The sequence below is a fragment of the Micromonospora sp. CCTCC AA 2012012 genome (genome assembly GCF_040499845.1).
GTDB lineage: Bacteria > Actinomycetota > Actinomycetes > Mycobacteriales > Micromonosporaceae > Micromonospora > Micromonospora mangrovi.
The window spans coordinates 2510914-2521692 of sequence record NZ_CP159342.1 but is presented as its reverse complement, the minus strand read 5'-3'; the positions used below and the strand labels follow the sequence as shown (position 1 = coordinate 2521692).

Genomic DNA, 10779 nt, shown 5'->3' with positions numbered 1-10779 from the left:
GACACTTCTTTCACTGTGCGTGACGGCGGCTCCCCGCGGATCCGCCGCGACCGATATGACTCTCCGGCATATTCATGCCACACAGGCATATCGCTACCCGGGCACATGCCTTCTGGTGCGACTGCCCGCCCCGCGCCCGACGCTCCAGCCCCTGCCGCGTCCGCTACCCGCTCGTCCGCCACCCGCTCGGCCGCTGCTGTCCCGTCGGCTGCTGCGGGGCCGGTGGCAGGCGCGCTGGTCACGGTGGTCGGCGTGGACGCCGCCGGGCGGCCGGCGCACCCCGGGCTGGGCCCCGCGCTCGCCGACGCCGGCCTGGTGGTGGGTGCGGCTCGGCACCTCGCCGCCTCACCGATGCCGATCGGCTGCGCCACCGTCACCCTCGGCCCGCTCGCCCCGGCGCTGGACCGCCTCCGCGCTGCCGTCGCCGCCGGTGTCCCGGCCGTCGTGCTGGCCAGCGGGGACCCCGGGTGCTTCGGCATCGTCCGGCGGCTGCGGGCGGCCGGCCTGCCGGTGCGGGTGCTGCCGGCGGTGTCCAGCGTCGCCGCCGCCTTCGCCCGCGCCGGCCTGCCCTGGGACGGCGCCGCCGTGGTCACCGCGCACGGCCGCGACCCGCGTCCGGCGCTCAACGCCTGCCGGGCGCTGCCCGCCGTCGCCGTCCTCACCGCGCCCGGTGCCGGCGCCGCCGAACTGGGGGCGGGCCTGGTGGGTTGGCCCCGCCGCCTGCTGGTCGCCGAACACCTCGGCACCGACGCCGAACGGGTCACCTGGACGACGCCCGAGGAGGCCGCCGGCCGGCAGTGGGACGACCCGCACGTGCTGCTCAGCCTCGCACCGACCGCGTCCCCCGCCGACCCGGCTCCGGCCGACCCGGCCCGCGTCGCTGTGCCGGAGGGCACCGGGCCCGACCCCGGACCGGGGTGCGACCGGCCCGGGGTCGGCCCGATGCGGGCGGACAACCAACCCGCCGCGGCCCCGCCCGGTGGCTGGGCGCTGCCCGAGTCCGCGTACGCGCACCGCGACTCCATGATCACCAAGGCCGAGGTGCGCGCCCTCGTCGTCGCCCGGCTCCGGCCCCGCCTCGGCCGTCTCGTCTGGGACGTCGGGGCCGGCAGCGGGTCGGTCGGCATCGAGTGCGCCCTGCTCGGCGCGGCGGTGATCGCCGTCGAGCGGGACCCCACCGCACCGGTCCGGGCCAACGCGGCCCGGCACGGCGTCGACGTCCGGCTGGTGGTCGGCAGCGCCCCGGCGGCGCTGGCCGGACTGCCCGACCCGGACGCCGTCTTCGTCGGCGGAGGCGGCGTCGACGTGCTCGCCGCCGTGGTGGCCCGCCGCCCGCAGCGGGTGGTGGTGGCCCTCGCCGCGCTGGACCGGGTCGCGCCGGCCGTGCACCTGCTCCGCTCGGCCGGCTATCCGGTCGAGGGGAGCCAACTGGCCGCCGCGCGCCTGGCCGACCTGCCCGGCGGGTCGCTCCGGCTCGCCGCCACCAACCCCGTCGTCGTCCTCACCGGAGAGCGCCCGTGACCGCCCCGACCCCCCGACCCGATGCCGACCGGGGCAGCGCCGTGAGCGCGCCGCCCGCCGCCCCGCCGCCCGCCGTCCTGCCCGCCACCCCGCCACCGACCGGGATCGCCCCGAGCGGTGGTCCCACCATCGGACTCGTCGCCGCCACCGCCGCCGGCCGGCGGCACGCGCGGGTCCTCGCCGCCGCCTGGCCGCACGCCCGACTCGTCGACGGGGAGAGCGTGGCCGACGCGCTGCGCGCCGCCTGGGCCGACTGCGACGCGGTGGTCGCCTTCCTGGCCACCGGGGCGGTGGTCCGCATCCTCGGGCCGCTGCTCGCCGACAAGCGCACCGACCCGGCCGTGGTGGTGGTCGACGAGGTGGCCCGGCACGCGATCGCGCTGCTCGGCGGTCACGCCGGTGGGGCCAACGCGCTCGCCGTCGAGGTCGGCGCGCTGCTGGACGCCCGACCCGTGGTCAGCACCGCCACCGACGCCGCCGGGCTGCCCGGGCTGGACACCCTCGGCTGGCCGGTCGAGGGCGCGGTGGCCGCCGTGACCCGGGCGATCCTCGACGGCGAGCCGGTCGCGCTGATCGCCGACGCGACCTGGCCGCTGCCCGCGCTGCCGCCGAACGTGCGGCCCGCGCCCGCCCCCGACGGTCCGCCGCCGACCGGCAGCGGAACGGGCCGCGAGCACGGCCACCGGATCCTGGTCACCGACCGGGTCGTACCGGTCGACGACTGGACCGTCGTGCTGCGGCCGCCGTCCCTGGTCGCCGGCGTCGGCTCCAGCCGTGGCGTGACCGCCGCCGAGGTGACCGGCCTGCTGCACCGGGCGCTCGCCGAGGCCGGCCTGAGCGCGGCCAGCCTGCGCTGCCTGGCCAGCGTCGACCTCAAGGCCGACGAGGCGGGCATCGTGGCGACCGCCGACGCGCTCGGCGTACCCCTGGAGACGGCGACCGTCGCGGAGCTGGCGGGGGTCGACGTGCCGCACCCCAGCGAGGTGGTCCGGGCGGCAGTCGGCACGCCCAGCGTCGCCGAGGCCGCCGCGCTGCGCGGCGGCGGCACCCTGCTGGTGCCGAAGACCGCCTCGGCGATGGCGACCGTCGCGGTCGCCCGGCACGCCCCGCGCGGCCGGCTGGCGATCGTCGGGCTCGGCCCCGGCGCGGCCGACCTGCGCACCCCGCGCGCGGTCGCCGAGCTGCGCCGGGCCGCCGTGGTCGTCGGCCTCGACCAGTACGTCGACCAGGTGCGCGACCTGCTGCGGCCCGGCACCCGGATCCTCGCCAGCGGGCTCGGCGCCGAGGAGGAACGGGCCCGCGCCGCCGTCGCCGAGGCCACCGCCGGGCACGCCGTGGCGCTGGTCGGCTCCGGCGACGCCGGGGTGTACGCGATGGCCAGCCCCGCCCTCGACCACGCCGACGACCGGATCGACGTGGTCGGCGTGCCCGGGGTGACCGCCGCCCTCGCCGCGTCCGCGCTGCTCGGCGCGCCGCTCGGGCACGACCACGCCTACCTGAGCCTGTCGGACCTGCACACCCCGTGGGAGGTGATCGCCCGGCGGGTGGCCGCCGCCGCCGAGGGCGACTTCGTGGCGCTGCTGTACAACCCGCGCAGCCGGGCCCGGGACTGGCAGCTCGGCGCGGCGCTGGCCAGCTTCGCCGCGCACCGGCCGCCGGAGACCCCGGTCGGCGTGGTCCGCAACGCCAGCCGCCCCGGCGAGCGGGTGCACCTGGCCACCCTCGCCACCCTCGACCCGGCGCTGGTCGACATGTACAGCGTGGTCGTCGTCGGCAGCTCGCAGACCCGCGTGGTCGCCGGCCGGATGGTGACGCCCCGGGGCTACACGTGGCGGCGGTGACCATCGACGCCTGCCAGGGCTGCGGCGCCTGCCTGCTCACCTGCCCGGTGCACGCGATCCGCCCCACCCCCGGCGGCCTACGGGTCATCGACCGGTGCACCGGCTGCCTGGAATGCCTGGAGATCTGCCCCGTGGACGCCATCCGCGCCACCGGAGAAGCCCGAGGAGAGCGATGACCGCCACCACCCCCACCACCGCCGGCCCACCCACCGGCCGGTGGAGCCGCGCCGAGCGGGTACGCCTCGGCGGCATCATCTGCGCCGTCGCCGCCCTGCACGTCGCCGGTGTCAGCCTCTACCTGTACTGGAACGACCAGCCGGTGGCGGCCGGCGGCCTCGCCGGGGCGGGCACCCTCGCGTACCTGCTGGGGGTGCGGCACGCCTTCGACGCCGACCACATCGCCGCCATCGACGACACCACCCGGCTGATGCTGCTGCGCGGCCGGCGACCGGTCGGCGTCGGCTTCTTCTTCGCCCTCGGGCACAGCGCGGTGGTGCTGCTGCTGGCCCTGGTGATCGGTCTGGCCTCCGCCCACTTCAGCGGCACCGGCATGGCCCGGGTCCGCGAGGTCGGCGCCACCGTCGCCGCGGTCACCGCGACGCTCTTTCTGGCGCTGGTCGCCGTCCTCAACGCGGTGGTGCTGACCGGGCTGGCCCGGCTGTGGCGGCGGCTGCGGGCCGGCGTGCTCGACGAGTCCGAGCTGGACCTGCTGCTGCTCAACCGGGGCCTGCTGCACCGGGTGCTGGGCGCCCGCGCCCGTACGCTGGTCCGCTCCTCGTGGCACATGGCCCCGGTCGGGTTCCTCTTCGGCCTCGGCCTGGAGACGGCCAGCGAGGTGACCCTGCTGGCCCTGTCGGCCAGCACCGCCGCGGCCGGCGGCCTGCCCGTGCTGGCCCTGCTCACCCTGCCGCTGCTCTTCGCCGCCGGGATGTCCGCCATGGACACCGCCGACAGCCTGCTGATGAGCCGCGCCTACTCGTGGGCGTACCGGCAGCCGGCCCGGCGGCTCTGGTACAACCTGGCCACCACCGGGATGACCGTGCTGGTGGGTGGCCTGGTGGCCAGCGTCTACCTGGCCGGGCTGCTCACCGACCGGTTCGGCGTCACCGCCCTGGCCGGGTACGCCTCGATCGCCGACCACTTCGAGCAGCTCGGCTACGCCGTGGTGGCGCTCTTCGTGCTGGCCTGGGCCGGTGCGGTGCTGACCTGGCGGCTGGCCGGCCTCGACCGCCGCCACGGGCGGGTGGACGGATGAGCCGGGCGGTGCATCCGATCGAGGTCGAGTCCTACCGGATCCTGCGCTCCCGGGTCGACCTGTCGCACCTGCCGCCGCTGACCCGGGCGGTCACCGAGCGGGTGGTGCACGCCAGCGCCGACCTCGACTACGTCGCCGACCTGGTCTGCGACGAGACCGCCCTGGCCGGTGGGCTGGCTGCGCTGCGCGCCGGCGCCCCGGTCGTCACCGACGTCTGGATGGTGGCCGCCGGCATCACCGGCCGGGAGGCCGTCTGCCCGGTCGCCGAGCCGGCCGCCGCCGAGCTGGCCCGGGCGGCCGGGCTGACCCGCTCGGCGGCGGCGGTACGGATCGCGTACGAGCGGGTCGGCCCCGGCGCGGTCTGGGTGGTCGGCTGCGCGCCGACCGCGCTGGTCGAACTGATCACCCTCGACGTCGCGCCCGCGCTGGTCGTCGGACTGCCGGTCGGCTTCGTCGGCGCTGCCGAGTCCAAGGCCGCGCTGCGGGCCGCCGGCCTGCCCGCGGTGTCCAACGTGGGCGAGAAGGGCGGCTCCGCGGTCGCCGCCGCCGCCCTCAACGCCCTGCTCTATCTGGAGGAGACGCCATGACCCCGGACCGCACCCCGCTGCTGATCGTCGGGCACGGCACCCGCAGCGCACCCGGCGTGGCCCAGTTCGCCGCCCTGGTCGACCGGATCCGCCGCCGGAACGTCGTCGACGACGTCGAGGGTGGCTTCATCGAGTTGTCCCGCCCGCCGCTGACCGACGCGGTCGGCGCGTTGGTCGGGCGGGGCAGCCGGAACCTGGTCGCGCTGCCGCTGGTGCTCGCCGCGGCCGGGCACGGCAAGGGCGACATCCCGGCCGCCCTCGCCCGGGAGAAGCAGCGCCACCCGGGCCTGCGCTACGCCTACGGCCGGCCGCTCGGTCCGCACCCGCTGCTGCACGACGTCCTCGCCGCACGGATCGACACGGTCCTCGACGGTGACGACCGGGCCGGCACCTGGGTCGCGCTGATCGGTCGGGGCTCCACCGACCCGGACGCCAACGCCGAGGTGGCGAAGGTGGCCCGGCTGCTGTGGGAGGGACGCGGCTACGCGGGCGTCGAGCCCGGGTTCATCTCCCTCGCCGAGCCGTCCGTGCCGGCCGTGCTGGAGCGGCTGCGCCGGCTCGGCGCCCGCCGGATCGTCGTCGCCCCGTACTTCCTCTTCGCCGGGGTGCTGCCGGACCGGATCGTCGCGCAGACCACGACGTACGCGGGGGAGCACCCGGAGCTGGACGTGCGGGTGGCCGACCTGATCGGCGACTGCGACGCCCTCGCCGACCTGGTGCTCCAGCGGCACGCCGAGGCGCTGCGCGGGGACATCCGGATGAACTGCGACACCTGCGCCTACCGGGTGGCGCTGCCCGGGTTCGCCGACAAGGTGGGGCGGCCGCAGACCCCGCACCACCACCCCGACGACCCCGCGCACGGCCACGGCCATCACCATCACGACCATCACCACGAGCCGGCGCTGCGTCCCGGTCAGGTCGCCATCGTCGGCGGCGGGCCCGGCCCCGACGACCTGATCACCGTACGCGGGAAGGCGCTGCTGGACGCCGCGGACGTGGTGGTGGCCGACCGGCTCGCCCCGGCCGGCCTGCTCGCCGGGCTGCGCCCCGACGTGCTGGTGGTGGACGCGGCGAAGGTGCCGCGCGGCCCGTCGGTCGGGCAGGACACCATCAACGACGCCCTGGTGACCCACGCCCGCGCCGGCCGCCGGGTGGTCCGGCTCAAGGGCGGCGACCCGTACGTCTTCGGTCGTGGCCACGAGGAGGTGCAGGCCTGCGCGGCGGCCGGGGTGCCGACGGTGCTGGTGCCCGGGGTGAGCAGCGCGGTCGCCGCGCCGGGGATGGCCGGCGTGCCGGTCACCCACCGGGGCGTCGCCCACGACGTCACGGTGGTCTCCGGTCACCTGCCGCCGGACCACCCCGACTCGCTGGTGGACTGGCCGGCGCTGGCCCGCGCCCGGGGGACCGTGGTGCTGCTGATGGCGGTCGACACCATCGACCAGATCGCGGCGGTGCTGGTCGCGCACGGCCGTGACCCGGGGTCCCCGGTGCTGGTGGTGCAGGACGCCGGCCACGCCGGTCAGCGGACCCTGACCGGTCGGCTCGACGAGGTCGGCGCGCTGACCGCCCGGGAGCGGGTACGCCCACCGGCCGTCTTCGTGCTCGGGCCGGTGGTGGCGCTGCGCGCCCCCGCCGGGTGAATCAGCCGGTCAGGGCGTGGGCGACGGCGAAACCGAGCGAGGCCGCGCCCAGCCCGGCCACCACGCTGGCCAGCGCGTTGGCCAGGGCGTGGAAGCGGGCGCCCTGCCGGGTCAGCCGCAGCGTCTCGTAGCTGAGCGTGGACCAGGTGGTCAGCGCCCCGCAGAAGCCGGTGCCGACCAGCGCGGTCACCGCGGGGGCGGCCGGAAGCGCGACGACCGCGCCGAGCAGCATCGACCCGACCACGTTGACGGTGAGCGTGCCCCACGGGAAGGGCGAGTCGTGCCGGGCCTGGACGGCCCGGTCGGTGAGGTAGCGCAGCGGCGCGCCGAGCGCCGCCCCGAGCGCGACCAGCAGGACGGTCACCGGGCCTGCCCACCGCTGCGCCGGGCCAGCAGCCGGGTCGTCGCGGCGTCGCCGACCCAGACCGCGACCAGCGCGCCGACCAGGGTGGCCGCCAGGTAGGCCAGCGCGGTGCCCGCCGCCCCGGCCGCCACCGCCTTCTGCACGTCCACCACGTACGTGGAGAAGGTGGTGAAGCCGCCCAGCACCCCGACGCCGAGGAAGGGCCGGACCAGCGGGCCGGTGGGCCGGGCGCTGATCACCGCCATCAGCACGCCGATCAGCAGACAGCCGGTGAGGTTGACCCCGAAGGTGGCCCAGGCGAAGCCGCCCGGCGGGTGCGGGTACGCGGTCTGCGCGCCGGCCCGGGCCAGCGCGCCGAGCACCCCGCCGGCGGCGATCGCGCCGAGCACCGCCGCGGGGTGGGCGGTCAGCTCACCCCGGTCGGCGGGTACCCGCAGGTCGACGTCGGGGTCGATCCGGGGCTCTGGGGACACGGTGCCTCCCACCAGGACGGGCATCACTGGCAGGGACCGTTGGCGACGCTGTCGCGGTTCTCCCGGCGTGGGCCGGGACGGCGGGCCCCACCGCCGGTTTCCGGACGATCATATCTCCGGGGCCGGACGACGCCGGAACGCGGTGACGCCCGGGCCGGCTGACCGGCCGGGGCCTCAGGCCGCGGCGTCGACCAGGTCGGCGGTGGCCAGCGGGCGGCGGGGAACGGCCCGCCTCGCCCGCCGCTCGGCCACCAGGAGCACACCGAGGCCGGCCAGGGTGAGGGCGGCCCCGGCCCAGATGGGTGCGGTGAAGCCGAGACCCGCGCTGATGGTGAGCCCACCGATCCAGGCGCCCAGGGCGTTGCCCAGGTTGAAGGCGGCGATGTTGGCGCCGGAGGCCAGGGTGGGCGCCTCGTGGGCGTACTTCATGATCCGCATCTGCAGCGGCGGCACGGTGGCGAAGCCGAAGGCCCCCATCAGCAGCAGCGACCCGACGGTCAGGGCCGGATTCCCGGCGGTCAGCGCGAAGCCGACCAGGACCATGGTGAGCACCGCGAGCACGGTGACCAGCGTGCGCGACAGCGCGGCGTCGGCGGCCCGTCCGCCGGCCAGGTTGCCGACGAAGAGCCCCACCCCGAAGAGGACCAGCAGCCACGGCACGGTCGCGGTCGCGAAGCCGCTCACCTCGGTGAGGGTGTACGCGATGTAGGTGAACGCGCCGAACATGCCGCCGAAGCCGAGGACCGTCACGAGCAGGGAGAACCAGACCTGCGGGTGGGTGAAGGCGCGCAGCTCCCGGCGGAGTCCGCCGGCCGGCGGGACGTCGGTGGCCGGTCCACGGCCGGGCACCAGCAGGGCCAGGCCGGCCAGGGCGAGCACGCCGATGCCGGTGATCGCCCAGAAGGTGGAGCGCCAGCCGAAGTGCTGGCCGAGGAAGGTGCCGAAGGGCACGCCGAGCACGTTGGCGGTGGTCAGGCCGGCGAACATCATCGCGATCGCGCCGGCCCGTCGGGCGGGAGCGACCAGACCGGCGGCCACCACCGCGCCGATGCCGAAGAAGGCCCCGTGGCAGAGGGCGGCGACGATCCGTCCGGCCAGCATCACCGCGTACGTCCCGGCGACGGCGGAGAGGAGGTTGCCGATGACGAAGAGCACCATCAGGGCCAGCAGGACGTGTTTGCGGCGCAGCCGGGTCACCGCGGCGGTGAGTGCGACCCCGCCGACGGCGACGCTGAGCGCATAGCCGGAGATGAGCCACCCGGCGACCGGCTCGCTGACCGCGAAGTCCGCCGCGACCTGGGGGAGCAGTCCCATGATCACGAATTCGGTGAGGCCGATGCCGAACGCCCCGATCGCGAGGGCGAGCAGGCCGCCGGGCAGGGCGCTGGTGCGCTGGGACATGACGTTTCCTTCGTGGGGTCGGGAGAGGTGCGGCGATGAGAGGCGTGTGCAACTACCCGCGTAGACAACCAAAATAGTTGCACGCGCTTTCTATCGGCGCAAGCGTGCTAGCCTGGGGGACGCAGGTCACAGCGGAAGGCGGGCGGAGATGGGCATCGGGGACGACGCGGTGGAGATCCGCGCCCAGGGTTGGCGCACGCTCGCCGCGATGCACGGGCTGATCGAGACGTCCCTGGAGCGTGCCCTTCAGGCCGAGCACCAGCTCTCCGTCGTGGAATACACGGTGCTCGACGCCCTGTCCCGGCAGGACGGCTGGCACATGCGGATGCGCCAGCTGGCCCGCGCCGCCGCGCTCTCCGGCAGCGCCACCACCCGGCTCGTCACCCGGCTGGAGGAACGCGGACTGCTCACCCGGATCCTCTGCGCGGACGACCGGCGCGGCATCTACACCGAGCTCACCCCAGCCGGCTCCGAGCTGTTGGCCCGGGCCCGGCCGACCCACGACAGGGTGCTCGCCGACGCGCTCGCCGAGGCCGAACGCACCCCCGAGCTGGCACCGCTGGTGGACGCCCTGCACCGCCTGCCCGCCGGCCGTTGACCTCGGTCGGCGGGCACCGGCGGGGGCCTAGCCGGCGGTCGGGGTCGGGCGGGCGGCCAGGCCGCCGAGCAGCGCGCCCTCGAACGCGGTGAGCGTGATGATCCCGGTCCACACCTCCGGCGTCCACCGGATCCCGTCGGTCAGCGCCAGGCCGAGCAGGTGACCGCCCCAGACGCAGGCGGCGAAGACCGCGCCGGCCAGCGGCAGCCGCAGTGGGGCGTCGGCGCCGCGTACCGCGTCGAGCCGGGTCAGCACCAGGTCCGCGACGAACGCGCCGAGGACGGCGGTCAGCGCGGCGACCGGCTGCGCGCCGGGGAACTCGTACATCACCATGATGAACAGCGCGGGCCCGGCGACGATCGCGGCGGCGGCGCCGAGGGTCGCCCGCCGCCGGTGCAGCAGCAGGAACGGCGCGCCGAGGGCCACCGTGGTGACGAGGTACGCGTCGACGCCGAGGATCGCCGGCTGCTGGGCGCCGGCGGCGCCGATCGGGTGGGTCGGCGCGGCGGTCAGGAACGCCGTCGAGTGGCTGAGCAGGATCGTCGTCGCCATCGCCCCGAGCGTCATCGACGCCACCCCGGTCACCGACCGGAGCCCGCCCTCGCCGCTGGCCCACCAGGAGCGCAGCGGGCTGGTCAGCAGGAGCACCGCGCCGGTGTCGATCAGCAGGTGGCTGGGGCTGAATCCGGCGTTCAGCCCCACCTCGACGCCGAGCGTCTCGTGCCAGACCAGGTCCGCCAGCCCGCCGGCGAAGAAGACCACGACGCCGAGCGCACCCACCCGGTAGCCGGCCGGCCAGCCGTCCCGCCACCAGTGCGGTGCCCTGTCCCGGCGCTGGTACGCCAGCCAGAATGTCCAGGCCGCGGTGGCGGTGAAGCCGGCGTAGAGCAGCCCGTGCCACGGGGTGAAGAAGCCCTCGATGGTGTCCAGGATGTTGGTGTGCGCCCAGCCGTCGGAGAGGGCGCCACCGATCAGGCAGGCTCCCAGCAGCACGGCGATCAGGTCGTCCCGCCGGCTCGCCGGGGGCACCGCCGCCCGTTCCGCCCGCCCGTCGGCCGGCACCGTCCGCGTGGTCCCGGTACGCGTCATGCTCCGCAGC

The 10779-nt window shown here is 76.6% G+C and carries 10 protein-coding genes and 1 pseudogene; 7 read left to right on the top strand and 4 right to left on the bottom strand.

From position 1 onward, the window contains the following. The first annotated feature begins 105 nt into the window (after positions 1-105). From cbiE to cobA, 6 genes and pseudogenes are all read left to right on the top strand, one after another. Positions 106-1521 (top strand): precorrin-6y C5,15-methyltransferase (decarboxylating) subunit CbiE, encoded by a 1416-nt coding sequence (gene cbiE / locus ABUL08_RS11265; protein WP_377522100.1) that lies wholly within the window; start codon positions 106-108, stop codon positions 1519-1521. Positions 1522-1625: 104 nt separating this feature from the next. Further along, positions 1626-3362, top strand: a complete 1737-nt coding sequence (gene cobJ, locus ABUL08_RS11260) for a precorrin-3B C(17)-methyltransferase (RefSeq protein WP_350938583.1) — start codon at positions 1626-1628, stop codon at positions 3360-3362. Next, positions 3350-3517, top strand: a pseudogene (locus ABUL08_RS11255) (4Fe-4S binding protein); the annotation flags it as partial. The gene cobJ and the pseudogene ABUL08_RS11255, both read left to right, overlap by 13 nt. Positions 3518-3534: 17 nt before the next feature. Further along, on the top strand, positions 3535-4617 hold the full coding sequence (locus ABUL08_RS11250) for a HoxN/HupN/NixA family nickel/cobalt transporter (protein WP_350937199.1): 1083 nt from the start codon (positions 3535-3537) through the stop codon (positions 4615-4617). Further along, positions 4614-5204: a precorrin-8X methylmutase gene (locus ABUL08_RS11245; RefSeq protein WP_350937197.1), complete on the top strand. Its 591-nt coding sequence runs from the start codon at positions 4614-4616 to the stop codon at positions 5202-5204. The genes ABUL08_RS11250 and ABUL08_RS11245 overlap by 4 nt, the downstream gene beginning before the upstream one ends. Then, positions 5201-6844: a uroporphyrinogen-III C-methyltransferase gene (gene cobA / locus ABUL08_RS11240; RefSeq protein ID WP_350937195.1), complete on the top strand. Its 1644-nt coding sequence runs from the start codon at positions 5201-5203 to the stop codon at positions 6842-6844. Before ABUL08_RS11245 ends, cobA begins: the two co-directional genes overlap by 4 nt. A 1-nt stretch (position 6845) precedes the next feature. On the opposite strand, the gene crcB is transcribed toward cobA, so the two are convergent. From crcB to ABUL08_RS11225, 3 genes are all read right to left on the bottom strand, one after another. Continuing rightward, positions 6846-7208, bottom strand: coding sequence for a fluoride efflux transporter CrcB (gene crcB / locus ABUL08_RS11235; RefSeq protein WP_350937193.1), 363 nt, complete (start codon positions 7206-7208; stop codon positions 6846-6848). Then, positions 7205-7705, bottom strand: coding sequence for a FluC/FEX family fluoride channel (locus ABUL08_RS11230; protein WP_350937191.1), 501 nt, complete (start codon positions 7703-7705; stop codon positions 7205-7207). The genes crcB and ABUL08_RS11230 overlap by 4 nt, the downstream gene beginning before the upstream one ends. A 150-nt stretch (positions 7706-7855) precedes the next feature. Continuing rightward, entirely contained in the window at positions 7856-9082 is a 1227-nt protein-coding gene (locus ABUL08_RS11225) for an MFS transporter (RefSeq protein WP_350937189.1), read from the bottom strand. A 148-nt stretch (positions 9083-9230) separates the two neighbouring features. Here ABUL08_RS11225 and ABUL08_RS11220 point away from each other — a divergent pair, with 148 nt between their 5' ends. Further along, a complete protein-coding gene (locus tag ABUL08_RS11220; protein WP_350937186.1) occupies positions 9231-9680 on the top strand; it encodes a MarR family winged helix-turn-helix transcriptional regulator in 450 nt (149 codons plus the stop codon). Between the two features lie 27 nt (positions 9681-9707). Here the strand turns inward: ABUL08_RS11220 and ABUL08_RS11215 are convergent, their stop codons facing one another. Continuing rightward, complete coding sequence (locus ABUL08_RS11215) at positions 9708-10769, bottom strand: hypothetical protein (protein WP_350937184.1); 1062 nt, start codon at positions 10767-10769, stop codon at positions 9708-9710. Positions 10770-10779 lie beyond the last annotated feature (10 nt).